Raw genomic sequence first — 26,410 nt, 5'->3', positions numbered from 1 at the left:
CTTGGCGAACGTGTCATATTGTGCGGAGTTTTCGGAGACCAGGAATACTGGTCAGTCGACCAGAAACGTAGCTGAGGAGAGCTGGATGACTGTGGACCGCCGCGGCTTTCTGACCGGTGCCGCAACCGCCGCCGGCATTGCGACGGTAGCCGCGACCGCCGGGCCGGGCTGGGCCGAACCCGCGCCCGCGCCGACCGTCACCAAACTGCCCTTCCCCGACACCGCCGAAGTGCGGATTCTCGTCACCGGCGATGCGGGCACCGGCGCCCGGCCGCAGTGGGCCGTCGCCGACGCCGCCCGCGCCCTGCACGCCGAGCAGCCGTTCTCCTTCGCGCTCGGCCTGGGCGACAATGTCTACGAACAGGGCCCGTGGTCCGATGACGACGCCCAGTTCAGCGCGAAATTCGAGGACCCCAACCACGATCTCGACTTTCCCTGGATCATGGTGCAGGGCAACCACGACAACAGTTCGATCCTGCCCGGCGACGGCGGCTGGCTGCTGCGCGGTGATCACGAGGTCGCCTATCACGCGCGCTCGCCGCGCTGGTTCATGCCGTCGCGCTACTACACGGTGCCGATCGGTTCGCTCGTCGAATTCTTCGTGCTGGACCTGAATCCCATTGCCGCATACCTGCCGCCGCTCTTCGCGCCGTACTGGGCCGCGGACGGTCAGTTCATGACCGAGCAGGCCGCCTGGCTCGACCGCGCGCTCGATGAATCCACCGCCAAGTGGAAGATCGTCTGCACCCACCACCCGTATCTGAGCAATGGCAGTCACGGAAATGCCGGGCAGTACGAGGGTTTGAACATCAGTCCCATCGACGGGACGCATGTGAAGGACTTCTTCGAGGCGCACGTGCTGGGTCGTGCCCAGTTCTTGCTCTCCGGGCACGACCACTGCCTGCAGGTGCTGGAACCCACCGTGGCCACCAGGGGCACCCGCCAGATCGGTTCCGGCGCAGCGGCCAAAACCAATTCCGGCGCGCACGCCACCGATCCGGCCAGGATCACCCCGTCGCTGTACGAGAATTTCACCGACCTCGGCTTCATGATCCTGAACCTGACCCAATCCTCGGCAGACCTCACGGTCTACACCGTCGACCCGTCAACCGCCCAGCCCACCAACGCTTTCCAGCGCCGCCTGGCCTGACTCAGGGCTTCAGCACAATGCGAATCGGATTGCCCTCCTTGGCATCCAGCGCGTGCACGGCCTTGGCGGCATCGGCCAGCGGCACCACGGCGCTGACCGACCGGGAGAAGTCGACCCGCTGCAGCCCTTGCAGTTTCACCAGTTCGGTGACGTGCTCCGGCGCCGAACCGTAGTGCCCGCGCAACTGCTGCTGGAAGAAACTGAAAGCCGTCCCGTGCGCAATGGTGATCGGCTTATCGGTCAGCCCGACCAGCACCAGCCGCCCCTTGGGCGCCAGGCAGATCGCCGCCTGCTCACGCACCGCGGCCACTCCCGCGAAGTCGAATGCGGCGGCGAGCCCGGTCCCGGAGGCGGCCCAGATCTTCTGCCGCAGCTCGGGATCGGCCGGATCGAAGGCGAAATCCGCACCGAATTCGAGTGCCCGTTCCCGCGCGGCCGGCAGCGGATCGATCGCGATAATGGGCGCCGCACCGACCAGGCGCAGCAACTGCACCCCGTGCGCACCCAGCCCGCCCACACCCCAGACACCCACCGCCTCACCGGCTTTCACCTCGGCGGTAGCGGTAATGGCGGCCCACGGCGTGGACACCGCATCCGGAATGAAGCACGCCTGCTCGAACGGCAATTCATCCGGAATCGGCACCAGCGTGTCGACCCGTGCGAGCGTGTACTCCGCCCACCCGCCGTCGTAATCCACCCCGCGCGTGAAGGTCGCGCCATTGCGCAACTCCCCCGCCTGCAACAACACCCGATCCCCGACCTTGGCGCCGGTCACCCCCGGCCCCAACCGGTGCACGGTCCCCGCGACCTCGTGCCCCAGCGTCACCACATCGCCCTTCAAGAACAGCGGCGACAGCGTCCCGTCGATGAGATGCACATCCGACAGGCAAACCCCGGCGGCCTCCACCTTCACCAGCACATGATCGGCCCCGGGTTCCGGCACCGGCACCTCATCCAATTCCAGCCTGCGGTCAGGTCCCAGATGTAGTCGCGCCGCCAACATATTCATCGACTCCTATGGCAATCGGATCGGACATTCCGCCCCGCCGCCATGCTAGGCCGCGCCCTGCCGCCACCCAACCGAATCCGCGCCCCGCCTGGTCTATGCGAGGGCTGTTCGGGGGTTGGGTTGGGCGAAGGCTTCTGCGAAGAAGCCGGTGACTATGGCGGTTACCTCGGGGGCGCGTTCGAGCATGGGGACGTGGCCGGAGCGGTCCAGCCATTCGGCGCGGTCGGGGCGGAGCTGGGCGTTGAGGGTGCGGCCGGCGGCGGCGGAGAGGATGCGGTTCTCGGTGCCCCAGATGGTGCAGATCGGGGGGAGCTGATCGCGGTCGGGCCAGTGGTCCAGTGCGGTGAAGGCGGAGAGGTCGCGGACCAGGCCGACCAGGGCGCGGGCCGGGAAGCCGGCGGAGAGCGGTGCGACGTAGGGGCATTCGCGATAGGCGCGGCCACTGGAAAACCAGGAGCGAATGGTGCTGCGGGCGAACCACTTCGGGGTGTGCCAGCCGCCGAGGATGCGGGCGCCGAGGGTGGGGAGGCCGCGGGTGATGCGCGCCAGTGCACCCAGATCGCCGTGCATGGCGGTGGATTCGGTCAGCGGATTGATCGCGACGACCGCGCGGACCAGTCCCGGATTGCGCCGCGCCAGGGTGAGGCTGATGGCCGAACCGAGGCAGTTGCCGACCAGGCCGACGTCGGTGAGCTCATGTGCGAGCAGGAATTGCCGCACCAGTTCGGTGTACCGCTCCAGGGTGAATCCGTCGGCCGGCTGATCGGAGCTCCCGTAGCCGGGCAGATCGAGCGCGTACACCCGGTATCGCCCTGCGAGAGCGGTGATCTGCGGTGTCCAGATCAGATGTGAGGACCCCGCATTGTGCAGGAACACCACCGCTGGTCCCTCGTCGCCGTGCTGTAGGTAGGCGATGCGAATACCGTCGAACTCGAAGTTTTCCATGATGCTCCCCGTGGCCACACTGCCGGTGATGTACTCATGGTCCGCCGAAAACCGCTGCTGTCTATGCTTTTCAGCCGATCAATCCGCGGCCGCGTCGCTGAAACCGCGGTCGAGGAAGCGGATCATCCAGTCGAAGCTGTCCTCGGCGTCGTCACTCCACTGGAATCCGTCGGCGGCCTGCAGGCTGGCGAACCCGTGGAAGGTGCAGCGCAGGGTGCGCACCGCGTGCACCATCTCGGATTCGGGAATGCCGTAACCGCGCAGCACCACCTGAATGGATTCCATGACGCGGGAACTCGATTGCAGCAGTGGGTCGTCCGGCCCGGTGAAGACCGCGCCGACGGTGGCGGCGTAGCGCCCGGGATGTTCCACCACGTAGTGCCGGAAGGCGTCCGCGAAGGCCGCGAGCGCCGCACTGCCCGAGCGCCCGTGCATGGCATCGCGGACGCGCTGATCGAGTTCGTTCATGGCGAGCGCGGCGACCCCGTGCTGCAGATCCGCCAGTCCGTCGATGTGCTTGTAGAGCGAGGGCGTCCGGACGCCGAGCCGCTGTGCGAGGGGACTCAGCGCCAGGTTCGCGAAACCCACGTCGTCGGCGAGCGCGGCGCCCGCCGCGACGACATCGGTCTTGCTGAGCCCGACTCTAGGCACTACGCATGCTCCTTCAGGAAGGGCAGGATCAGGGCTGCGGTCTGATCAGCCAGCTGTGCATGAGGGTAGTGGCCGCCGTTCTCGATCAGGCCCAGGCTGCCCAGCCCGGCGGGCAGTGCGGCGATGACGGCCTTGCCCTCGGCCTCGGGGCTCGGGAAGTCGGGATCGGCGGTGCCCATGATGATCAGCGCCGGCTGGGTCACGTTCGGCAGCTGCGCCTGCGCATCGGCCGGGGTCGACTTACCGGTCTTCATGAATTCGGCCATGCGGCCCGGCTCACGCAGCTTGGCGGCGAGGTCGGCCATGTACTGGTCGTAGTCGGCGGGCTTGGTCGGGTAGGCCACGTCGAGGTACTTCAACCACTGGTTGATGCTCTTGAAGATCATGGTGCCCATGAGCGGGACCATGCCGCGGCGGTGCCGCGAATTGGTGATCAGCGCACCGATATTCACCTTCTGCTCCAGGGTGAACGGGTTGATCTCGACAATGGCCCGCACCAGCTCGGGCGACTTCGCCGCCGCGATGGTCACGGCCCCGCCGGAGATGGAGTGCCCCACCAGGATCGCGGGCCCGCTGTTCAGTCCGGCGACGAGGCCGAGCAGATCGTTCGCCACGTCGGTCCGGCTGATGGCTTCCTTACCGGTCTCGGACGGCCAGTCCATGCTCGATTCGCCGTGTCCGCGCAGATCCGCGCTGACCACCCGGTACCCGGCCGCCGCGAGCTGCGGTGCCAGGAAGCGGAAGGCCTTGCGGCTGTCGCCGATGCCGTGCGAGAGCACCACCAGCGGCCCTTCGCCGATCGAGTCGTAAGCGATCCGGCCGCCGTCGATGTCGATGTACTCGGTCATGTTGTTCTCTCCTCGTTAAAGCTAACTGCGATAGCCATAAAGCTAATTGCTTTAGCCAACATCGTCAACCCCTCAATTTTCGATCGATCCAGGCCAGATAGTTGCCATATAAACTGTCCGGCGTGGCGGGCATGGAGAACGCGGATACCGAGGATGAAGTGGGCGCGAACGTCGGCTACCTGGTCTGGCGGCTGTCGACCCGCTGGCGCGCCACCCTCGACCGCGCCCTCGCGCCCTACGGACTCACCCAGGCCCAGTACTCGGTGCTGGCCCCGCTCTACGGCCTGACCAGGGATGGCACCCGCCCGAGTCAGCGGCGACTGGCCGATCTCACCGGTCTCGACGCCGTCTACATCTCGAAACTGGTGCGCGCCCTCGAACGGCTCGGCCTGCTCACACGCACCGCCAGCACCGCCGACCCGCGTGCGGTGGAACTGGCCCTGACCGACTCGGGCGTCGAAACTGCCCAGCGCACAATAGAACTCGTCTACAACCTGCGGGATCGATTGACCGCCCCCCTGGGCGGCAACAACAGCGGGCGCACCGCGGAGCTCGCCGCCATGCTGCGGGAACTCCTCGATGCGCCCGAGGGTGTCGAATAGCTTTGTGGTTAAGGCGTTTTCACAGCGCCTGTCCCGCGCGGAGCTTCTTCGCCCGCTCGATGACCGAAGCCAGCACCCGATGCGCGGTGGCAAGCTCCTCCGGATCGGATCCGCCGAAGATGGGCCGGGTCAGCGGCCCGACCGTCTGCATCAGGGTCTTCAGCTCGGCGGCCCCCGCGGCGGTGAGCTCCACCGGCCCCGGGCCGTCCACGGCGGCACCGCCGACGAACCCCTTGGCTTCCATTCCGCCGAGTAGTGCGCCCGCGCCCGCCGCATCGATGCCGAGCTGCCGCTGCCCGGCCAGATAGGCGTGGAATTCGGCCGGTACGGCGACCGGCCCGCGCGTCGCCAGTGCGCGCAGCACGGCGTATTCCTTGCTGGTGGTGCTGAATCCGTTGGCGGCGAGCGTCGCCTCGAGCAGGGCGGTGACCGCCCCTTCGGCCTCGGCGATGTCCTGGCCGGTGAGTGTGGGTGCGGTGGTCATGGCTGACTCCTGGGTGTGACGGAAGTGCGTCCGATATTTACTGTACATAGAAACTATGTCCATGGAAACAATATTCCCGGGCACACCCGTCACCGTTCACGCGTCGCGGTAGTCCCGCAGGTCGGCCAGGAATTTCCGGCGCAGGGCGGGGATCTTGGCGGTCAGGCTGAAGTACCGGCGCGCGGCGAAGAGCGCGAACCGGCCCATGATCGGGCTGTAGAGCGGATCGTCGGCGCTGGTGCCATTGTTGTCGAGCGAATCGGCGACCCGGGCGAAGCCGTAGGGCACGATCTCGGCCTCGTACTCGCCGATCGCGGCGATCAACTCCTGCTCACCGCGCGCCGCCGCGACCAGCCTCCGGCACAGCAGTGCGGCATCGCGCAGCGCGGTGTTCGCGCCGACGCCCTGACCCGGCGTCATGGTGTGAATGGCATCGCCGAGCAGCGTGATATTGGTCGGCTGCCACGCGTCGATCGGCACCGAAGTCGAAATCCGCAGTGGGAAAGCGGCATTCGGATCGGACAGTTCGATCATGCGGCGCAGCTTGGGATCCCAGCCGGTGGTCGCGCTCAGCACCGCCTGCACGAGTTCCCGGCCACGCAATTCGGTGACGCCCTCGGGGAAGTGGTCGTGCGCACTCCACACCGAGAGGTTCACGTAGTCGCGAGTGTTGTCGTACTGCAGGCCATCCCAGACGTCGAGGAGCCCAGCGTCCTTGCCCGCCTTGGGCTTACCGTTCTCGTCCCAGGGAAACTCCATGACGTGCAGCATGCCCATCATGCCGCCCCTGCCGAAGATGAGGTTGATGCCCTGTTCGAATTCGGTGCTGAGCATCTCCCGAATCTCGGGTGTCAGGGGGGTTTTCGTGGCCAGCGCGGTAATGCCGGAGTCCTTGATCTCCGCATGCGGCAGGTACTGCTGCCGGATGGCCGAGCGGGTGCCCTCCGCCGAGACGAGCACATCGCCCTCGGCGCTGGTCCCGTCCGAAAAGTGTGCGGTGACTGTGCCATTGGAATGCTGGGTGTAGTGCGTGTACACCTTGCCGTACGTCACGACATCGTCCATACCGGTGAACAGCACCTGGCGCAGGGTGGAGCGGGAGACCGAACGCTCCCCGTCGCCGGCCTCGCCGAGCGCAATGCTGGCCGTGGTCCGCATCTTCTCGGTCAGCACATTGAAGTAGCGCGGTGCCCGGGCGCAGGTGGCGACGAAGGTTTCGTACAGCTTCGGCGGCAGGCACTGCTCGAGCGCCCGCCCGCCGGTGGCGTCCAAGCCGACGCGGTAGCCGTAGAGCCCGTCGCTGCGGGAACCGTAGCGCTCGTAGACCGCGACGGAAACGTTCGCCTGACGGAGGCCGTGCGCCAGGCACATACCGCCGGTACCGGCTCCGATGATGATGACGTGCATGGTGACGACCTCCTGAAACCTGAAGCTCTCGAATATCGATGGCGGGGATCTCGACCGCGCCAATAGATATATCTTGAACTTCAAGTCACTTGATTGTCAAGCTTTCTGATCGGACAGGGCCCGTAACCGCTGGACGTGCTCGTTCTGGGTGGTCCGGCTGGCGTCGAGGAAGCCGATGATCAGCTCGAGCTGCTCGGGGGTGTACTTCGCCACGATGTGGCGGGAGTCGTCGAGGAAGGGCGCCATCAGCCCGAGGGCGCGTTCGAGCGCGCGCGGTGTGATCCGGACCAGGGTCTTGCGCCGGTCGGTGGGGTGCGGATGCCGGCTGAGGTAGTCGAGCTTCTCCAGCCGATCCAGCATGGTGGTGACGCTTCCGCTGGTCAGTCCGAGCCGGACGGCGAGCGTGCTCGGCGCCGCGTCCTCCCCGTTGATCAGGATTTCCAGGCAGCGCAGGTCCGTCTCGTTCACCCCCATCAGGCGGGCGAGCTCGCGGTCGAAGTCGTCGACCGATGCCTGATATGCCTGCACGGCCGCTCCCAGCCGGGCCTCGATGTCGCTGGACATGCGGATGAGCTCCCTGTTGGTTTGAATTTACCTTGACAATCAAGATACAACGACCGTTCGCTGGGGGTGAACGGGCGTGCGGAATTAGTCCAGGGGTAGTGAGGTTGACAAGGTAACGCTCAACCTGAGTTGAGTGATAGACGCTCAATCTTGGAAGGGTCGAAGACGTGACTGATTCACAGAACCTGCCGGTCCTGTTCCTGACCGATCCGATCGTGCTGCCCGGCATGGTCGTTCCGATCGAGCTGGACGAGTCCGCACAGGCCGCCATCGATGCCGCGCGGGCGGGCAAGGTCAACCAGGTGCTGGTCGCGCCGCGCCTGGACGAGGGCTACGCCACCTACGGCGTGGTCGCCACCATCGAACAGGTCGGCCGCATGCGCGGCGGCGCACCCGCCGCGGTGCTGAAGGCCGAGGGGCGCGCGAAGATCGGGCACGGCGTGACCGGTCCGGGCGCGGCGCTCTGGGTCGAGGCCGAGCCGGTCGAGCTCCCCGAGGCCGATGGCCGCACCAAAGAGCTTGCCGCCGAATACAAGAAGCTCGTCGTCGCCGTGCTGCAGCGCCGTGAGGCGTGGCAGGTCATCGACGCCGTCAATCAGCTGAACGATCCGTCGGCCATTGCCGATGCGGCCGGCTGGGCGACCTACCTGACCAATGAGGACAAGCGCGAACTGCTCGAGACCCTCGATACCGCAACACGTTTGACCAAGCTGATCGGCTGGACCAAGACGCATATCGCGGAGACCGAGGTCAGCGAGAAGATCAGCGAGGAAGTGCGCGAGGGCGTCGAGAAGAGCCAGCGCGAATTCCTGCTTCGCCAGCAGCTCAATGCGATTCGCAAGGAGCTGGGCGAGGGTGAGCCCGACGGCGCGGACGACTACCGCACCCGTGTGGAGACCGCCGACCTGCCGGACAATATCCGTGAGGCCGCGCTGCGCGAGGTGGATCGCCTGGAGCGTTCCAGCGATCAGAGCCCCGAATCGGGTTGGATCCGGACCTGGCTGGACACCGTCCTGGAGCTGCCGTTCAGCGTGAAAACCGCTGACAGCACCGATGTCTCGGCGGCCCGCGCGGTGCTGGACGCCGATCACCACGGCCTGGACGAGGTCAAGGACCGCATGGTCGAGTACCTGGCGGTGCGCGCCCGCCGGGCCGCGCGCGGCCTGGAGGTCGTGGGCGGTCGCGGTTCCGGCGCGGTGCTGGTGCTGGTCGGCCCGCCCGGTGTGGGTAAGACCTCGCTGGGTGAGTCCGTGGCGCGGGCCCTGGGCCGCAAGTTCGTCCGGGTCGCCCTGGGCGGCGTGCGCGACGAGGCCGAGATCCGCGGTCACCGGCGCACCTACGTCGGCGCGCTGCCGGGTCGCATCGTCCGGGCCATGAAGGAGGCGGGTTCGATGAATCCCGTTGTCCTGCTGGACGAGATCGACAAGGTCGGCTCCGATTTCCGCGGTGATCCGGCGGCGGCACTGCTCGAGGTCCTGGACCCCGCGCAGAACCACACCTTCCGCGATCACTACCTGGATCTGGATCTCGACCTGTCCGATGTGCTGTTCATCGCGACCGCGAATGTCATGGACACCATTCCCGGACCGCTGCTGGACCGCATGGAGATCATCACCGTCGACGGTTACACCGAGGACGACAAGGTGGCCATCGCCCGTGACTTCCTGATCCCGCGTCAGCTGGAGCGCAATGCTCTGACCGGCGAGGAGGTCGTGATCACGAACGAGGCGCTGCGTGAGGTCGCCGCCAACTACACCCGGGAAGCCGGTGTGCGGCAGATGGAGCGGCTGATCGCCAAGGCGCTGCGCAAGGCGGCGACCAAGCTGTCGGAGTCGGCTGACCTGAACGCTCCCGAAAGCATCGTCATCGCCGGAGATTTCGTGCCCGACGCGAAGTCGCTCAGCGAGAACGATGGGCTCACAGCAGATTTGGGCTACGGTTCCGAGCTCGGTTACGACAGTGGCCCCGCGCCGCTGGTGATCGGACTCGATGACCTGAAGGAGTACCTGGGCCGTCCGCGCTTCACCCCCGACGGGGTGGAACGCACCGCGGTCCCCGGTGTGGCAACGGGTCTGGCCGTGACCGGCGCCGGTGGCGATGTCCTCTACATCGAGGCCAATGCCGCCGAGGGCGAGCGCTCGCTCACCCTGACCGGTCAGCTGGGTGACGTCATGAAGGAGTCCGCGCAGATCGCCCTGACCTACGTCCGCTCCCACCTGGAGGAGATCGGCATCGAGCCGAAGATGCTGGATCGCAATATCCACATCCACTTCCCGGCGGGCGCGGTCCCGAAGGACGGTCCCTCCGCGGGTGTCACCATGGTCACCGCCCTGGTGTCGCTGGCCCTGGGCCGGCAGGTCCGTTCGGACGTCGGCATGACCGGTGAGGTCACCCTGAACGGCCGGGTGCTGCCCATCGGCGGCGTGAAGCAGAAGCTGCTCGCCGCCCAGCGTGCCGGTTTGAAGACCGTCTTCATCCCGGCACGCAATGAGCCGGACCTCGACGAAGTCCCCGCCGAGGTGCTGGCCGCCCTGGACGTCCGTCCCGTCGCCGACGTGGCAGACATCCTGGCCTACGCCATCGAACCGGTGCTCGAGCCGGCCCTGGACGGCAGGTCGCTGAGCGCCACGGCCTGACCGGCCTGGCCTCATAGTTCAACCGCATAACCGACGGACCGTGCGTGTTTCATGTGAAACGAAACTCGCACGGTCCGTTCGTATCTCGGTAACGTGACTATTCATGATCACTGTAGCTACCTGGAATGTGCTGCACAGGGTCCACGCCGACAACTACGCCAACGAGATTGCCGCGCAGTGGCCGGTGGAGGCCGATCGAATCGCCGCTGTCACCGGCGTGGTGGCCCGGCGATCCGAAAGGGTCATCGCATTGCAGGAGGTCAGTGGCGATCAGCTGGCGAGCCTACGGGCGGCTCTGCCCACCAGTACTTTTCATACCCTCCGCTATCCGCGGATACCGAATCCGCGCCGCATCGCGTCGGTGCTCGCCGAGCGCGCCGAGTACCTCGTACTCATCGTCGACGGCCCGGGTAAGGAGGTCGCCGCCGCGTCCTTCGCGACCGATCCGGGTAAGGGTGCGCTCGCGGTCGAGGTGGAGGGGGTGCTCGTGGTCGCGACCCACGTGACGGGCGATTTCCGCCGCGACGGGCAGTTCGCCGATCTGGCCGCGCTGGCGGCCACCGCACCGGCCGTGCTGCTGGGCGATTTCAATGCCGACCGGGCGACGGTGGGCGCCGCGCTCGGTGCGGCATTCACCGTCGCCGGCCTCGCGCCGGACTCCGAGCCCACGCGGCCGCGCACCGACGGCGCTAAATCCCAGTTCATCGATCACGTGGTGGTCCGCGGCATCGCCGCCCACGATGCGGTCGTCGAGGATGTGGCCGGTACCTCCGACCACAACCTCGTGCGAGCGATCGTCGGTTAGAACTCGCCCGCGACGCCGAGCACGGTGCGCCCGGAGTGGGTGCCCTCCAGCACGGAGTGCAGGACCGCTTCGGCCTCGGTGATCGGGGCATAGTTTTCCAGCAGCGAAAGGTGCTGGGGCTTCAGGTCTTTGGCGAGCCGCGCCCACAATTCGCGGCGGATCGAGATCGGCAGCTGCACGGAGTCGATGCCGAGCAGCGAGACGCCGCGCAGAATGAAGGGCAGTACCGTGGTGGGCAGGTCGCTGCCGCCGGTGAGGCCGGAAACCGCCACCGCGCCACCGTATTTCACGGCCGAGAGAATATGCGCGAGCGAGGATCCGCCGACACTGTCCACTGCGGCGGCCCACTGTGCCTTACCGAGCGGGCGCAGCTTTTCGCCCTCGGCGGGCAGCCGCCCGACCACGGACTTCGCACCGAGTGCGTTGAGCAGTTCCGTCGCCCCGATCTTGCCGGTGGAGGCGATGACCTCGAAGCCGAGCCCGCTCAGAATATCGACGGCCACGCTGCCGACACCGCCTGTCGCCCCGGTGACCAGCACCGGACCGCTTTCGGGGGTGAGACCGTGGTCGAGCAGCGCCTGCACGCTCAGGGCGGCGGTGAATCCGGCGGTGCCCAGGGTCGCCGCCTCGCGCGGGGTGAGACCGTCGAGTTTCACGACCCATTCGGCGGGCACCCGCGCGTATTCGGCGAAGCCGCCGTTGCGGGCGGTGCCGATCTCGTAGCCGTGTGCGACCACCAGGTCGCCGACCGCGAATTCGGGGCTGCCGGAGGCGAAAACCTCACCGGTGATATCGATGCCCGGGACGATCGGATAATCGCGCACCACGCCCCCACCGGGGGTGATGGCCAGTCCGTCCTTGTAGTTGGCACTCGTGAAGTGCACCTTGATCGTCACGTCCCCCGGCCCGAGGAAGTCGTCGCCGACCGTCTCGCGGAGCAGTGAGATCCCGCTGTCCGTCTTGTGTGCCACCATCGCCTGGAACTCCATGGTCCGAGCATAGGCTCCGGCGCTGGTCAGGGCGATCTTCCCGCAATAATCGGCGACTTTACCTCGCGCGTAATCGCTTTCGTTCCCGCAGCGGAGCATCGTTGATCTCAGCAAGCAACAGGCAGAGAGCGAAAGCCCAAGGAGCGCAGCAGATATGCCTTACTTCCAGACCACCACCGACGGCACCACCCTCGCCTACGAGGATTACGGCACCGGCGCGCCGATCGTCTTCGCCGCCGGCTGGGTCCTCAATGCGGATATGTGGGAATACCAGGTGCCGTTCCTCGTCCAGCACGGCTACCGCTGCATTCTGCTGGACCGCCGCGGCCACGGCCGCTCGGATCGCCCGTCCGGTGGCTACGACGTCGACACCCGCGCCGACGATATCGCCGCACTCATCGAGCACCTGGACCTGACCGATGTCACCCTGGTCGGTCACTCGGCCGGCGGCGCCGAGCTGGTGCGCTATCTGGCCAGGCACGGTGAGCGCCGGGTATCGCGAATTGCCCTGCTGGCCCCCGCGATTCCCTTTATGACGCAGACCGAGGACAACCCGGCGGGCGTACCGCCCGAGCTGCTCGAGGCGTCGATGGCGGAGCTGGACGCCGACCGCCCGAAGTGGTTCGCCGCCCGGGCCCAGGGCTACTTCGCCACCCACCTCGGCAACAATGTCTCCGCGGCCGTCATCGACTTCGAGGTACAGCGCTGCCTGTCGGCCTCCCCGTATGCCACCCGTCAGGTGCAACGGGACCTGCTGGCCTCCGATCACCGGCCGGATGTCGCCTGCCTGACCATCCCGTTCCTGCTGCTGCACGGACTGGTCGATCAGTCGATCCCGATCGAGGTCAGCAGCTACCAGGCGATCAAGCTCGCGCCGCATGCGGTGCTCAAGGAGTACCCGACAGCAGGGCACGGCCTCTACATTTCGCATGCGGCGCAGGTGAACTCCGACATCCTCGAGTTCATCGAGCAGTGATCGGCGAAAGCCGCGTTCCTCAGGCGAATTTCGGCGAACGCTTACCGAGGAACGCGGCAATGCCCTCGGCTCCGTCGGCTGATTCGGCCGCGTGCGTAATGAAATTGGCCTCGGTGGCCAGCTGCTCCTCGAGGGTGTGCTGCGACGAGACCAGCAGCAGCTTCTTCACATTCGCATTGGAACCCTTCGGCCCCTGTGCGAACTGCTGGGCCAGCTGCTCCACGGTGTCGGCGAGATCCGCGTCCGGCACCACCTGGTGCAGCAGCCCCCAATCGAGCGCCTCGGCGGCGCTGAGCACGCGGTTGGTGAGCATGAGGTCCTGGGTGCGGCGCACGCCGATCAGGCGCGGCAGGTAGTAGGACGCGCCGCCGTCCGGACTCAGTCCGACCTTGGTGTACGCCATGGTGAACGAGGCCGATTCGCTCGCGACCACCAGATCACCGGCCACCGCGAGACTGAAGCCGGCGCCCGCCGCGGTGCCGTTCACGGCGACGATCAGCAGGGCGTCCATGCGGGCCAGGGAGGACACCGCCTCGTGCAGTGTGCCCGCCAGCTTGGCGATGAACGCACCGGTGTCGTCGCTGCCCGCCATGGCCCGCAGATCGCCGCCCGCGGAGAAGAACTTCCCGGCGCCGGTGAGTACCACCACCTTGATGGCGGGATCCTCCGAGCAGTACAGGGCGGCCTGTGCCAATTCGTCGGCGAGCGCCTGGTCGATGCCGTTCGCGGCCTTCGGCCGGTTCAGCGTAATGCGGGCGATCGGGCCATTGTGCTCGAAGCTGATGTTCTCGTAATTGCTCATCGATGGGTGCCTTCCGTCCGTATGCCTGGTCCCAGCATTGCAAACGTGGTCTTCCCGCTCGACGCTCGGTCACTCACGCCCGGCGCTCGGTCACTCGGCAGGCGGGCCGAATTCCACGCGCACGCCCAGTAACCGGATGGGCCGGTCCAGTTCGAAGCCGTGCAGTACCCGCAGTGCGGTCTGCACGACCTCGTCCACATCGGTGGTGGCCTGCGCGAGTTTCCGCTGTTTGGTGCGGGTGAAGAAGGTGCTGGTGCGGACGGTGACGCCGATGCGCGCCACGCTGCGGCCGCCGGCGAGGGTCTCCTCGGCGACCTGGGTCGCCAGGCGGGTGACAGCGGCGTCGAATTCGGCGCGCTCGGTGAGATCGGCGGGAAAGGTCTCGGATCGACTGTGCCCCACCGGTTCCCGCGGCTCGGCCACCTCGGTATCGCCCGCGCCGTGGCCCAGGACCCACAGGTACGGTCCGGTATTGGGCCCGAATTCCTCGGCGAGCAGTTCCCGATCCGCGGCCGCCAGCTCGGCTATCGTCGTTATCCCCAAGGCGCTCATACGTTTCGCGATGCGCGCACCGACGCCCCACAGCGCGGTGGTGGGCCGGTGCGCCATCAGTTCGGTCCAATTGTCCGCCGTGAGCCGGAAGACGCCCGTTCCGGCATCCCGCTCGGCGGCGGCGTCACCGGACTTTCCGACCGCCTTGGCGAAGCCGGTGGCGAGTTTGGCCCGGGTCTTGTTGTCCCCGATGCCGACCGCGCATGTCAGGCCCAGTCCTTCTATGGCACTGCGGATTTCGCGCGCGAGCTGTTCCGGATCGTCGGTGTCCACCGCCAGAAAGGCCTCGTCGAACCCGAGCACTTCCACCCGTCCGGGGAAAGTGCGCAGCAGCGTCATGATTTCCTCGGACGCCTCCGCGTAGGTAGCCAGATCCTGCGGGAGAAAGACGCCGTTCGGACAAGCGCGCAGTGCCGCCCGCAGCGGCATTCCGGCTCGCACACCGTGTGCCCGTGCCGGGTACGACGCGCAGGAGACCACTTTCCGCGGCTCTTCCGGATCGCCGTTTCCGCCCACGATGACCGGACGGCCCCGCAGCTCCGGATGCCGCCGGAATTCGACCGCGGCCTGGAATTGGTCGAGGTCGACGTGCAGCAGCCAGCGCGTCACCTATCCGTCATACCGCAACTCTCAGCGCGAGCGCCGCAACCACTCCGCCGGAGAACGATGCGCATATCGGGCCCGCAGCACACCCGACTCCACGTGGCCCTGGATCCGAATCAGCGGAGCGCCCGGAAAACGCGGCAGATTGACGCGATTCACCACATGTCCGGTGCCGAACTCCACGGCTTCCAGATCGATCCGCCAGCCGCGCGGCACGATTACCACGATCGCGCCGGAACCCGCCCTGACCTGCATATCGATCTCGCGGCGGGAACAGTACGCCTGCGTGAAATCGACGACCACCTTACCGGTGGTGCACTCCGCCACCAGCTTTTCCGGGACCGTCCACTGTTCCTCGGTCCGGCGGAATTCGCTGGTCACCCGCAATTCCATGGGCGGTATCTCGCGGGCGCGGGACTCCCGTTTTTCCGCGCCTGCGCGCGCGACCTCAGCAAAGCGCTGAATATCATCGAAACCGATGGCGGTTGCCCGCCGCTGCTCCGTCGTACGACTCACCGAAACTCCTCCCCCGGCCTGAAAAAAGGTATGTGAAAGCTGTGCCAGGGAAGTCGAATTATGCCGTACAGCAGGACATTTGCGACCGCCTCGCGCTTAACGGAACGGTCACAGCACGGTGTCGCTCAGACACCGTGCTGCTGTGAATACCGGTGTACTTGCAGACGTGCACTGCGGCTGTGCAAACGCGGCCGCCGAACCGCATTCACCGAATACCGTTGGCGGCGTTGCGGATAGGTTGCCGGTACGGCAATCGGTCAGCGGCGGCCGAGATGAATTGTGGTGGCGCCGAGCATGAAAACGTCATTGCGAGCCGCTATGAAACTGTCGGCGTCAGGATCGAGCAGCGCGTCGATGGTGGCGCGATCCTCGGCGGTGATCTGCTCGTCGATATGACCGCGCAGCGCGTCCAGCCAGGCGGCGACACTGGCGCGGACCTCGGGGCCGGCGGGCGCCGGATGATCGGTGAGGACGCTGAACGAGGTGGCCGCGCTCAGCCCGGCGTTGGTCAGGGCGGTGCTCCAGCCGTAGGGCATGCGGACGGCGCCGGTGATCTCGGCGCGCATACGGCCGAATCCCGTTTCGCGGGCGGCGGCCAGCCGGTCCTGCAGCCCGGGGGCGCCGATACCGAGATCCCATGGGAGACAACGGGTGGTGAGGCCGCCCTCGGCCAGGGCCAGCCAGCCGCCGGGGCGGACCAGGCGGGCCAGGCGATCGGTGCCCGCCTGCTGATCGGGCAGGTGGTGCACCATGCGCGAGGCCCAGACCAGATCGGCGGGCGGGACCGCCGCGACCGCCGCATCATCGGCGGCATCCACCTGGACCGTCTCGATGGTCACCCGATCGTCGCCGCCCCGGGCTGCCTCCGCGGTGGCGCGCGCGGCTTCGATGAGTTCCGGTACCGCATCGGCGATCACCAGCCGGCCGCCGCCGCGGGCCGCGAGGGCCCGTGCGAATGCCGCGCTCTGCCCGCCCGCACCCGCGCCGATATCCAAGACGGTCGGCACGTCGCCGGTATCGGGCAGCAAGCCGATGAGCCGCTCGGCGATCGCCGCCTGCGCCGCGGCCGCCATCGCATCCTCCCGGCGCAGATTGGCGATCTGCGTGGTCCAGTCGATGCCGTCGTGGGTGTGCCCGTGCGAGTGACCGTGGCCGTGGGAGTGGCCGTGCGCGGATGCGGCGCCGTCCTCGGAGGCGGGGTTGCCGTGCTGATGCGCGTGCTCGTGCGTATGTGCTCCCATGGCTACGACGCTATCGACTTTTTCCGATACGCCAACTTTATTTGCCGGTTCGGCAACAGCTCGCCGAACCGGCAACAGCGGACAGTGCGGTCGATAGGCAGCGGCCGTGCGGGTCGATAGCGGATCAGGCGGCGGCCGTCTCGCTGTCGTCCGCGAACTGGGTGCGGTAGAGCTCGGAGTAGCGGCCGTCGGCGGCCAGCAGCTCGGTGTGGGTGCCGCGCTCCACAATGCGGCCGTGCTCCAGGACCAGAATCTGGTCGGCATTGCGGATGGTGGAGAGCCGGTGCGCGATCACCAGGGCGGTGCGGCCCTGCAGCGCCTCGGCGAGCGCCTCCTGCACCGCGGCCTCGGAGGTGGAGTCCAGCGAGGCGGTGGCCTCGTCGAGGATGACCACGCGCGGCTGCTTGAGCAGCAGCCGGGCAATGGTGAGGCGCTGGCGTTCGCCGCCGGAGAGCCGGTAGCCGCGTTCACCCACCACGGTGTCCAGACCGTCGGGCAGTGAGGCGATGAGATCACGTAAACGGGCGCGCTCCAAGGCATCCCACAGTTCCGCCTCGGTGCCCTCGGGACGGGCGAGCAGCAGATTGGTGCGAATGCTGTCGTGGAACAGGTGCCCGTCCTGGGTGACCAGGCCGACGGTGTCCTGAATGGAGCGCCCGGTCAGCTCGCGCACATCGGTGCCGCCCAGCCGCACCGATCCGGAATCCACGTCGTACAACCGCGAAACCAATTGCGCGATGGTGGATTTCCCGGCCCCGGAGGAGCCGACCAGTGCCACCAGCTGCCCGGGTTCCGCTCGCAGCGACACCTCGTGCAGCACCTCGTCCCCGCCCCGGTTGTCCAGCGTCGCCACATCCTCGAGCGAGGCCAGCGATACCTTGTCGGCGGACGGGTAGCCGAAGTTCACCCGGTCCAGCTCCACCGCGATCGGGCCGTCCGGCACCGCGACGGCGTCGGGCGCGTCCTCGATCAGCGGCTTCAGGTCCAGCACCTCGAAGACCCGCTCGAAGCTCACCAGCGCCGACATGACGTCCAACCGGGCACTGGCCAGCGCGGTCAGCGGTGAGTACAGCCGGGCCAGCAGCAGCGAAAGTGCCACCACCGCACCGGGTTCCAGGGTCCCCTTCAGTGCGAAGTACCCGCCCAGTCCGTACACCAGCGCCAGGGCCAGCGCCGACACCAGCGTGAGTGCGGTGACGAAGTAGGTCTGCAGCATGGCGGTCCGCACACCGATATCGCGTACCCGCCCCGCTCGCTCGCCGAATTCGGCGGACTCCTGATGCGGGCGTCCGAACAGCTTGACCAGCGTCGCGCCCGGCGCGGAGAACCGTTCCGTCATCTGCGTGCTCATGGACGCGTTCAGCCCCGCGGCCTCGCGCTGGATCCCGGCGAGCTTGTCGCCCATCCGGCGCGCGGGCAGGACGAACACCGGCAGCAGCACCAGCGCCAGCAGCGTGATCTGCCAGGACAACCGCAGCATGACCGCCAGCGTCAGCGCCAGTGTCACCACATTCGTGACAACTCCGGACAGTGTGGTGCTGAAGGCCCGCTGGGCCCCGATCACATCATTGTTGAGACGGCTGACCAGTGCGCCCGTCCGAGTGCGGGTGAAGAACGCGATCGGCATCTTCTGTACGTGATCGAAGACCGAGGTCCGAAGATCGAAGATCAACCCTTCGCCGATCCGCGCCGACAGCAGCCGAATGACCAGGCCCAAACCCGCGTCCAGCACCGCCACCAGCGCGATGATCGACGCGAGCATGATCACCGTCCGCGGGGCCGACCCCTTGACGATGTCGTTCACGACCTGCCCCGCCAGCACCGGTGTCGCGACGGCCAGCAGCGCCGATCCGACGCTGAACACCAGGAAGGCCACCAGCCGCCGGTGATGCGGACGCGCGAAAGCGAGAATCCGTCGCGCCGTCCCCGCGCGCAACGGCCGCTGCTCCGTGTGCGCGTTCATCCGCCGATACAGCTGATCCCGCGCTACGGCTTCCATACTCATCCCGCACTCCTCACCACACTGGACTTCATCGAACCCCAGACCACCGACAGTAAGACCTCAACAAAGGTTCAGGACAAGCCGATACCCCCGGTTGTCCGCTCACAGCGGAATCAGCCATCGCGTCGAAGCGGCGTCGCTCACCTCGCACCGAACAGCCCGCCGACCGATCGAACATGCCTGATCAGAGCTGTGCTGCTGAGACAAGTGTGTGGCCTCGATCTGGCATGCAGGGTGAACTGCCGGTCGGTGGGTGTTGCAGGTGGGGGTGTTGGCGGCCCGACTCTCACCGAACAGCCTTTCTACCGACTGAACATGCCCTGTGGAGTAATTCGGCTAGAGCATGCGCTGTGTGGTCTCGGGCGGCGTGGTGCGGGGCGGACTGCCGGTAGGTGCCGCGGGTAGGCGGTGCTGCGGAGCGGTGGCTCCTAGGCTGGCGGGGTGAGCGAATCGGTGGTGCGGGGGTTGCGCGGGCGGCTTGCCGGGGAGGTTGATGCCTCGGAGCGGCGGCGGGCCGAGTATTCGTCGGATGCGTCGAACTATCGGGTGGTGCCGGCGGCGGTGGTTTTTCCGCGGACCGAGGCGGATGTGGCCGAGGTGCTGGCGTTCGCGCGGGGCGAGGGACTGGGGGTTACCGCGCGAGGGGCGGGGACTTCGGTGGCGGGCAATGCCATCGGGGCCGGGGTGGTGCTGGATTTCAGCAGGCATATGAATGCGATCGTCGAGGTGGATGCCGAGCAGCGGTGGGCGCGGGTGCAGCCGGGGGTGGTGCTGGGGAATTTGCAGCGGGAGGTTGCGCCGCACGGGTTGCGGTTCGGGCCGGATCCGTCGACGCAGAATCGGTGCACGCTCGGCGGGATGATCGGCAACAATGCCTGCGGGCCGCGGGCGGTCGCCTGGGGGCGCACCTCGGATACCGTGCGAGAGCTGCGAATTCTCGATGGGACAGGTGCCCAGCGACGGCTCGGTAGTGAATTGGCGGTGGTGCCCGGCCTGGCCGAGTTCACCCGCTCGAACCTGGCGCTGATCCGCACCGAACTGGGGCGGTTCGAGCGGCAGGCGTCCGGATATGCGCTGGAACACCTGCTGCCGGAACAGGGTTCGTCGGTAGCGCAGGCTTTTGTCGGGACCGAAGGCACGTGCGGCCTGCTGCTGGAGGCGACGGTCGACCTGGTGCCGATACCCTCGGCCACCGTGCTCGTGGTGCTCGGTTATCCGGATATGCCCACGGCCGCAGACGATATCGCGGCAATCATGGCGGTCCGGCCGATCGCGGTCGAGGGCATGGACGCGCGACTGGTGAATGTGGTCCGCGCGCATACCGGCAGGGTGCCCGACCTGCCGCGTGGCGGCGGCTGGCTGTTCGTGGAGATTGCGGGCGATACCGCCGAGCAGGCCCGAGAACTGGCCGAGCTGCTGTGCGACTCCGCGCACGCACTCGATACCCGTGTGGTGCTCGATCAGCGAGAAGCGCAGGCGCTGTGGGCAATTCGCGCCGACGGCGCCGGTCTGTCGGGTCGTACGCCGGACGGCAATCCGGCCTGGCCGGGATGGGAGGACGCGGCGGTGCCTCCCGAGCGATTGGGTGCGTACCTGCGCGAATTCGAGCGGTTGATGCACGAGCACCGGGTAGATGGTCTGCTCTACGGACATATAGGTGACGGCTGTATCCATGTACGTCTGGATCTGCCGATCAAGGATGCCCCGCAACGGTTCCGGGCCTTCCTGGAGGATGCCGCCCGCCAGGTGGTGAGCTTCGGCGGTTCCCTCTCCGGTGAGCACGGCGACGGCCGCGCCCGCTCGGAACTGTTGCAGTACATGTACTCCCCCGCGGCCCTGGCGGCCTTCGCCGATTTCAAGGCGCTCTTCGACCCCGAAGACGTACTGAATCCCGGTGTCCTCGTCCGCCCGAACCCCCTCGACGCCGATCTGCGCCTCGCCGGTCTGCGCCCGGTCCCGGATGCGGGCGGCTTCGCCTTCCTTGCCGACGGTGATATCGGCACCGCCGTGCATCGCTGTGTCGGCGTCGGCAAATGCCGCGCCGATACCAGCCTCGCCGGCGGCTTCATGTGCCCGTCCTACCAGGCCACCGCCGACGAGAAGGACAGCACCCGAGCCCGCGCCCGAGTCCTGCAGGAGGTGGTGCGTGGCGCACTCGACTGGCGCTCCGACGCGGTAGCCGAATCCCTGGACCTCTGCCTCTCCTGCAAGGCCTGCGCATCCGACTGCCCCGCCGGCGTCGACATGGCCACCTATAAATCCGAAACCCTGCACCGCCGCTACCACCGCCGCCCCCGTCCCCTCGACCACTACTCCCTGGGCCGCCTCCCCCAGTGGCTCGCCATCGCCACCCGATTCCCCCGCGTACTCAACACCTTCGCCGCCACCGGTCCGCTACGCCGAATAGGGCTGCGCGCCGCCGGAATCGACTCCCGCCGACCCGTGCCACCCCTGGCGGCCCGCAGCTTTCGCCGCTCCTGGCGCGACCGTGCGCGATCCGGACCGCCGCCGAATGAAACTGCCCTGCGCGCCACCACCGACGTCACAATCGCGGCGCCGATCACAGAAGGTCACGCTGGCTCGCTCCCCACCGACAGTTCGGGCGCAGCCCGTGCTGTCCGCTCCGACTCCGCCGACGGGGCGGACGTGCAGCTGCCGATCGGCGCAGACGCTGTCTCGCATAGTGATTCGGCATCGGCTCCAGCCGTCCTGTCGACCGGTGTCATGCTGTGGATCGATAGTTTCACCGATGCGTTCGATCCGGAGATCGCTTGGGCTGCCGTGGAATTGATCGAATCACTGGGATATTCGGTCGGCATTCCGGAGCGGCGGGTGTGTTGCGGACTGACCTGGATCACCACGGGGCAATTGGACGGCGCACGGAAGCGGTTGCGGGACACCGTGGATGCGCTGGACGCGCATGTGCGCGGCGGCGGGGTGGTGGTCGGGCTCGAGCCGTCGTGCACTGCCGCGCTGCGCGAGGATCTGCCGCGTCTGCTGCCGGAGGATCCGCGGGCGAGCGCGGTCGCGGGGGCGGTGCGCACCCTGGCCGAGTTCCTCGAGGCGCAGCCGGGCTGGGAGCCGCCGGATCGGCGCGGGCAGACGGTGCTGGTGCAGCCGCACTGCCATGAGCACGCGGTCTCCGGGTTCGCGGCGGATCGGCGGATTCTGGAACGTACCGGTGCTTCGGTACAGGAGATCGCCGGCTGTTGCGGGCTCGCCGGAAACTTCGGAATGCAGCGCGGGCACTATGACGTATCGGTCGCCGTTGCCGAGAACGGACTGCTCCCGGCCGTGCGCGCGGCACAGCCCGATTCGATCTTGATTGCCGACGGATTCTCGTGCCGCACCCAGGCCGAGCAGCTCGCCGGCAAGTCCTTCCGGCACCTCGCCCAATTCCTGTCGGAGCCCAGCGACCAGCCATGACGGCCTTGCCGCCGGGGCAGGCTCCCCCGGCGGCGCCTATGGCCGGGGTCACCACCGGCATGGGCTGGCGGCGGCACGGCTGCGACGAGGCGCAGAATGTCCCGGTGACCACCGCGCCGATCGCCACCGCTCAGACGCGCACGGTGCGGTCCGAGCGTCCGATCGATCTCGCCGCCACCGTCTCGCCGCTGCGGCGCGGGCTCGGCGACCCCTGTCACCGTGAGACCCCGGACGGCGCGCACTGGCACGCCTCCCGCATGCCGGCCGGACCGGTCACCTACCGCCTGCGGCAGCTCGACCGCTGCGGCGTCGATGCCCAGGCGTGGGGGCCCGGCGCGGCGGAATTCCTCGAGCGACTCCCCCACATGCTGTGCCTGGACGAGGACCTCACCGGCTTCTCCCCCGAGCATCCGAAGGTCGCCGAGGCGCACCGTCGCAATCCGGGCCTGCGCATGCTGCGCACCGGCCTGGTGTTCGAGGCCGTGGTCCCGGCGGTGCTGGAGCAGAAGGTGCACACTCGCACCGCGCACGCCTCCTGGCGGAAACTGGTGTGGCGCTACGGGACTGCGGCGCCCGGCCCGGCCCCCGACGGCTTGCGGGTGATGCCGGATGCGGAGACCTGGCGGCACATTCCGTCCTGGGTCTACCACCGTGCGAATGTGGAGCCGCAGCGTTCGAAAACCATTGTGCTGGCAGCCCGTATCGCTCCCAAGCTGGAGGAAGCGGCGGCCTTGAGTCACGCCGATGCGGAAAAGCGACTGCGCACCGTACCGGGGATCGGCGTATGGACGGCGGCCGAAATCGCCCAGCGCGCCTTCGGTGATCCGGATGCCCTGTCGGTAGGGGATTTCCACCTCGCCGCCACGGTCGGCTGGACCCTGCTCGGCCGTCCCATCGACGATGACGCCATGGTCGAGTACCTGGAACCGCTTCGCCCGCACCGCTATCGGGCCGTCCGGCTACTCGGCCTCGCAGGTTTCGCGCACAAACCCAAATTCGGCCCGCGCACCCCGTACACCGACCACAGCCGCATCTGACCTACTGCTGCGCAACAGCGTCATTCGCCGCGGCCTGTGCCCGCTCCAGTCCAGCGCCCACCGGAATTCGACCCGAGAACATCTCGGCGAGAATCGGATCCATCGCTTTCAGCGCGGCCGGAAAACCCGGCCCTCCCCCCGCGGCGAACTGCCCATCGCGCAGCACATCGAAGAAGGCCGACACATCGACACCGTGCCGAGCCCAATAGTCCTGGTACACCTGCCGTTCGGAGACGACGGCCGGAATGGTGGCCCCGTCGACCCCCAGATACCGATCACCCGCCGGACTGCCCAGCCAGGCCAGCACCCGCCGCACCGCCTCCGGATGCTTCGACGCCGCATTGGCCGCGACTCCCACGGAATTATCGGTGCTCAGCCGCCCGACCGGCCCCTGCGGAATGAGTGCCAGCCCCCAGTGGAACCCGGCACTCTGCGCAATGGTCGCGAGATTGAAGCTGCCCGATTGAAACAGCGCCATCTTGCCTTGCAGGAAAGCATTTTTGGCGAAGTCGCCGCTATTGTTGGTATCCGCCGCCGAGGGCGACAACCCGTCGGCGATCAGCCGCACCAGATAACCGAACGCGTTCTGCCCCTGCGGACTTGCGAAGGCGAACTGCTCACCCTGCTGCAATTGCCCGCCGGCGGAACCCAGGTAGGGCAGTTCTATGGACTGGTAGTCCTTGGCGGCGTTGTACGGCCACTGCGACACCGCGTGCAGCCGTCGCAGCAGCGGCCGGAAAGTATCGGTGGCGTCATCGGGATTCCACCGCGCCCCCGCGATCTCGGCGGGATCGACTCCGGCCGCATGCAGCAGATCCCGGTTGTAGAACACCGCCGTCCCGCCGTCCACGAATTGCGGTACCGCCCAGAGCTTTCCATTGCGTGTGAACTGCGAGACAGCGGCCGGATCCCACACCCGCGCGGCATCCGCACCCAGCGCCGCCCCGATATCCACCAGGCGCCCGCTGTCGGCATAGTCCTCGTACAACCCCGTCCAGAACAGATCGTCGGCAGTCCCGCCCGCCACATCCAGCCGCAGCTTCTGCGGATAGGAATCCCACGGCACCAGCGTGATTCGCACCTCGATATCCGGATTGGCCCGCTCGAATTCGTCGAGCGAGGCCCGGTATGCGGCGACGAAGCTCTGATCCCAGATGCGCAGTCGCACCACGGTGCGTCCCGACCCGTCATTGTCGCGCCCCAGCCACAGCGCGGCCGCGATCAGCAGCAGCGCGGCCAGCACGATCCCGAGCAGTGCCCGGGTGGAGTCCTTGACCCTCATTTGAGCCCCGTCCACGCGATGGAGCGCAGCACCTGCCGCTGGAATATCAAGAACAGCACCACCAGTGGCGCGATGGCGAGCGTGGTCGCCGCCATGACGATCGGCCACTGCGAGTTGTACTGGGTCTGCATATTCGCGGTGGCCACGGTGAGCACCTGCCACTTCGTCCCGCTGGCGGCCACCAGCGGCCACATGAAGTTGTTCCACTGCGAGACAATGGTGATCACCGTGAGGGTGGCCAGAATCGGCCGGCTCATCGGCACCACGATATGCACCAGGATATCGAGGGTATTCGCCCCGTCCATCCGCGCCGCATCGACGAGCTCACCGGGTATGGACCGGAAGTACTGCCGCAGCAGGAAGATGGCGTACGGCGAACCGAACACGAACGGCAGCACCAGCGCCCAGAAGGTATTGAGCCAGCCGAGCTTCGCGAACATGAGATACAGCGGTATGAGGGTGACGGCGCCGGGCACCATCATGGTGCCGAGATACACCCAGAAGATCGCTTCCCGCCCGGGAAAACTGGTGCGCGCGAACGCGTATGCCGCCAGGATCGAGATTACGAGCTGTCCGAAGGTGATGCACACCGTCATGAGCGCCGTCACCGCGAGCGCCCGCCCGAGCCCCTGATCGAGCACCGCCCGGAAATTGTCCAGCGTCACCGGATGCGGTGGCGTCAGGGCGGATTCGTTCGTGAACTGCCCGGAGGTCTTCAGCGCGGTGAACGCGCTGAGCACCAGCGGTGCGACCGTCAGCAGCGCCCCCGCGATGAGCACGGCATACGCCGCGACGGAACGCCCTGCCGCCCTGCGGAGTTCAGTACTCATAGCTGGTCCGATCCCGGAAGTACCGATGCTGCGCCAGGGTGATCACGAACATGACCGCGAACACCACCACCGCCATGACCGCCGCCCGCCCGGGGCGCGCCGCGTCGAAGGCCTCCGAATACATGCGCATGGCCACCACATCCGTGTGATGGCCGGGCCCGCCCTTGGTGAGCGCGTACACGGTGTCGAAGGTCTGGAAGACGCTCAGCACTCCGGTGGCCAGTACGAAGAACATGGTCGGTCGCAGCAGCGGCAGGATCAGCCAGCGCACCCGCCGCCAGCCGGTGGCGCCGTCCAGCGCACCGGCGTCGAGGATTTCCGCTGGGATGGCACGTATTCCGGCAACGAAGAACAAAGCCACATAGCCGACATTCATCCAGACGATCACCATTGCCACCGCCGGCAGCGCGAGCGCGGTATCGCTGAGCCATTCGATGCGCCGCCCCAGCAGCGCGTTCAGCGCACCACCGGTGGGCGCGAAAATCCACTGCCACACCACTCCCACCGCCACCGGCGCGCACATCCACGGCAGCGCGTAGACCACCCGCAGCACCGCCGACCCGCGCCCGCGCCGCGCGAGCAGTGCCGCGACGCCGAACCCGAGAGCGGTCTGCGCGGGCACCACCAGCACCGTGAGCGCCAGCGTGACCAGCAGCGAATGTCCGAATTGCCGATCACCCAGCACCGACCGCCAGTTCGCCGATCCGGTGAATCGCATGGGCCCCAGCAGATTCCAGCTGTGCAGACTCAGCCACAGCACCACCCCGATCGGAAGCAGCAGAAAACAGCCGATGCCGAGCAGACTCGGCAGCAGCAGGGCATAACTGGTGGCGACGCGCCGAACCGTCCGGTTCATGATCGGGGACGCTACCGGTCGACCCGCACACGGTGTGCGACCACGCGCCGGATTACCCTTGGGCACTGTCCGATTCGCCCGATCGACCGTTCGAAATACGCATCGGTTCAGCGGGCTCTTTCACCAGGTGTACAGCGTCGGCGCATGATAGTTTTTGCGACCGGCGAGGCGGGCCACGAAACGGCAGGGGACGGCGT

General features: G+C 67.4%; 23 protein-coding genes. 7 read left to right on the top strand and 16 right to left on the bottom strand.

The window, feature by feature from the left end; translation table 11 throughout:
* Positions 1–85 precede the first annotated feature (85 nt).
* Positions 86–1,150, top strand: a complete 1,065-nt coding sequence (locus ABZX86_RS19360) for a metallophosphoesterase (protein WP_355125231.1) — start codon at positions 86–88, stop codon at positions 1,148–1,150.
* A gap of 1 nt (position 1,151) precedes the next feature.
* Here ABZX86_RS19360 and ABZX86_RS19355 read toward each other — a convergent pair whose 3' ends face one another.
* The 4 genes from ABZX86_RS19355 to ABZX86_RS19340 all read right to left on the bottom strand — a co-directional run bounded on the left by ABZX86_RS19355 (position 1,152) and on the right by ABZX86_RS19340 (position 4,603).
* Positions 1,152–2,159 carry a zinc-binding dehydrogenase gene (locus ABZX86_RS19355; protein ID WP_355125229.1) on the bottom strand — a complete coding sequence of 336 codons (1,008 nt, stop codon included), beginning with the start codon at positions 2,157–2,159 and terminating at the stop codon, positions 1,152–1,154.
* Positions 2,160–2,252: 93 nt separating this feature from the next.
* On the bottom strand, positions 2,253–3,104 hold the full coding sequence (locus ABZX86_RS19350; RefSeq protein WP_355125227.1) for an alpha/beta hydrolase: 852 nt from the start codon (positions 3,102–3,104) through the stop codon (positions 2,253–2,255).
* 78 nt (positions 3,105–3,182) lie between these two features.
* On the bottom strand, positions 3,183–3,755 hold the full coding sequence (locus tag ABZX86_RS19345) for a WHG domain-containing protein (RefSeq protein WP_355125225.1): 573 nt from the start codon (positions 3,753–3,755) through the stop codon (positions 3,183–3,185).
* A complete protein-coding gene (locus ABZX86_RS19340; RefSeq protein ID WP_355125223.1) occupies positions 3,755–4,603 on the bottom strand; it encodes an alpha/beta hydrolase in 849 nt (282 codons plus the stop codon). The genes ABZX86_RS19345 and ABZX86_RS19340 overlap by 1 nt, the downstream gene beginning before the upstream one ends.
* A 131-nt stretch (positions 4,604–4,734) precedes the next feature.
* Between ABZX86_RS19340 and ABZX86_RS19335 the strand changes: the two genes are divergently transcribed.
* Positions 4,735–5,205 (top strand): MarR family transcriptional regulator, encoded by a 471-nt coding sequence (locus tag ABZX86_RS19335; protein WP_355125846.1) that lies wholly within the window; start codon positions 4,735–4,737, stop codon positions 5,203–5,205.
* A gap of 19 nt (positions 5,206–5,224) precedes the next feature.
* Here the strand turns inward: ABZX86_RS19335 and ABZX86_RS19330 are convergent, their stop codons facing one another.
* From ABZX86_RS19330 to ABZX86_RS19320, 3 genes are all read right to left on the bottom strand, one after another.
* Positions 5,225–5,689, bottom strand: coding sequence for a hypothetical protein (locus tag ABZX86_RS19330; protein WP_355125222.1), 465 nt, complete (start codon positions 5,687–5,689; stop codon positions 5,225–5,227).
* Between the two features lie 96 nt (positions 5,690–5,785).
* Positions 5,786–7,096: an NAD(P)/FAD-dependent oxidoreductase gene (locus ABZX86_RS19325; protein ID WP_355125220.1), complete on the bottom strand. Its 1,311-nt coding sequence runs from the start codon at positions 7,094–7,096 to the stop codon at positions 5,786–5,788.
* A 96-nt stretch (positions 7,097–7,192) separates the two neighbouring features.
* Positions 7,193–7,660: a MarR family transcriptional regulator gene (locus ABZX86_RS19320; RefSeq protein WP_355125218.1), complete on the bottom strand. Its 468-nt coding sequence runs from the start codon at positions 7,658–7,660 to the stop codon at positions 7,193–7,195.
* Between the two features lie 167 nt (positions 7,661–7,827).
* Between ABZX86_RS19320 and lon the strand changes: the two genes are divergently transcribed.
* Complete coding sequence (lon, locus tag ABZX86_RS19315; RefSeq protein WP_355125216.1) at positions 7,828–10,296, top strand: endopeptidase La; 2,469 nt, start codon at positions 7,828–7,830, stop codon at positions 10,294–10,296.
* Between the two features lie 103 nt (positions 10,297–10,399).
* On the top strand, positions 10,400–11,101 hold the full coding sequence (locus ABZX86_RS19310; RefSeq protein WP_355125214.1) for an endonuclease/exonuclease/phosphatase family protein: 702 nt from the start codon (positions 10,400–10,402) through the stop codon (positions 11,099–11,101).
* Here ABZX86_RS19310 and ABZX86_RS19305 read toward each other — a convergent pair.
* Positions 11,098–12,090: an acryloyl-CoA reductase gene (locus ABZX86_RS19305; protein ID WP_355125212.1), complete on the bottom strand. Its 993-nt coding sequence runs from the start codon at positions 12,088–12,090 to the stop codon at positions 11,098–11,100. The two genes, ABZX86_RS19310 and ABZX86_RS19305, sit on opposite strands and share 4 nt — an antisense overlap.
* Before the next feature lie 154 nt (positions 12,091–12,244).
* On the opposite strand from ABZX86_RS19305, the gene ABZX86_RS19300 reads away from it, so the two are divergent.
* Positions 12,245–13,066 carry an alpha/beta hydrolase gene (locus tag ABZX86_RS19300; protein ID WP_355125210.1) on the top strand — a complete coding sequence of 274 codons (822 nt, stop codon included), beginning with the start codon at positions 12,245–12,247 and terminating at the stop codon, positions 13,064–13,066.
* A gap of 19 nt (positions 13,067–13,085) precedes the next feature.
* Here the strand turns inward: ABZX86_RS19300 and ABZX86_RS19295 are convergent, their stop codons facing one another.
* From ABZX86_RS19295 to ABZX86_RS19275, 5 genes are all read right to left on the bottom strand, one after another.
* Positions 13,086–13,868: an enoyl-CoA hydratase-related protein gene (locus tag ABZX86_RS19295; protein WP_355125208.1), complete on the bottom strand. Its 783-nt coding sequence runs from the start codon at positions 13,866–13,868 to the stop codon at positions 13,086–13,088.
* A 90-nt stretch (positions 13,869–13,958) separates the two neighbouring features.
* Positions 13,959–15,029 carry a DNA polymerase IV gene (locus tag ABZX86_RS19290; RefSeq protein ID WP_355125206.1) on the bottom strand — a complete coding sequence of 357 codons (1,071 nt, stop codon included), beginning with the start codon at positions 15,027–15,029 and terminating at the stop codon, positions 13,959–13,961.
* A gap of 21 nt (positions 15,030–15,050) precedes the next feature.
* A complete protein-coding gene (locus ABZX86_RS19285; RefSeq protein WP_355125204.1) occupies positions 15,051–15,539 on the bottom strand; it encodes a hypothetical protein in 489 nt (162 codons plus the stop codon).
* Positions 15,540–15,796: 257 nt separating this feature from the next.
* A complete protein-coding gene (locus ABZX86_RS19280; RefSeq protein WP_355125202.1) occupies positions 15,797–16,780 on the bottom strand; it encodes a methyltransferase in 984 nt (327 codons plus the stop codon).
* 124 nt (positions 16,781–16,904) lie between these two features.
* Positions 16,905–18,785: an ABC transporter ATP-binding protein gene (locus ABZX86_RS19275; protein ID WP_355125200.1), complete on the bottom strand. Its 1,881-nt coding sequence runs from the start codon at positions 18,783–18,785 to the stop codon at positions 16,905–16,907.
* A 438-nt stretch (positions 18,786–19,223) separates the two neighbouring features.
* On the opposite strand from ABZX86_RS19275, the gene ABZX86_RS19270 reads away from it, so the two are divergent.
* Together ABZX86_RS19270 and ABZX86_RS19265 are read left to right on the top strand one after the other, a co-directional pair.
* Complete coding sequence (locus ABZX86_RS19270) at positions 19,224–22,208, top strand: FAD-binding and (Fe-S)-binding domain-containing protein (RefSeq protein WP_355125199.1); 2,985 nt, start codon at positions 19,224–19,226, stop codon at positions 22,206–22,208.
* Positions 22,205–23,245, top strand: coding sequence for a DNA-3-methyladenine glycosylase 2 family protein (locus ABZX86_RS19265; RefSeq protein WP_355125197.1), 1,041 nt, complete (start codon positions 22,205–22,207; stop codon positions 23,243–23,245). Before ABZX86_RS19270 ends, ABZX86_RS19265 begins: the two co-directional genes overlap by 4 nt.
* A gap of 1 nt (position 23,246) precedes the next feature.
* On the opposite strand, the gene ABZX86_RS19260 is transcribed toward ABZX86_RS19265, so the two are convergent.
* From ABZX86_RS19260 to ABZX86_RS19250, 3 genes are read right to left on the bottom strand one after another with little or no spacing between them, the layout of a single operon-like run.
* A complete protein-coding gene (locus tag ABZX86_RS19260) occupies positions 23,247–24,527 on the bottom strand; it encodes a sugar ABC transporter substrate-binding protein (RefSeq protein ID WP_355125195.1) in 1,281 nt (426 codons plus the stop codon).
* Complete coding sequence (locus ABZX86_RS19255; protein ID WP_355125193.1) at positions 24,524–25,357, bottom strand: carbohydrate ABC transporter permease; 834 nt, start codon at positions 25,355–25,357, stop codon at positions 24,524–24,526. The genes ABZX86_RS19260 and ABZX86_RS19255 overlap by 4 nt, the downstream gene beginning before the upstream one ends.
* Entirely contained in the window at positions 25,347–26,213 is an 867-nt protein-coding gene (locus ABZX86_RS19250; protein WP_355125191.1) for a sugar ABC transporter permease, read from the bottom strand. Before ABZX86_RS19250 ends, ABZX86_RS19255 begins: the two co-directional genes overlap by 11 nt.
* Positions 26,214–26,410 lie beyond the last annotated feature (197 nt).

It is taken from the genome of Nocardia sp. NPDC006630, from assembly GCF_040611495.1.
Taxonomy (GTDB): domain Bacteria; phylum Actinomycetota; class Actinomycetes; order Mycobacteriales; family Mycobacteriaceae; genus Nocardia.
The sequence above is the reverse complement of the archived record's forward strand: the minus strand, read 5'-3'. Positions and strand labels throughout refer to the sequence as shown.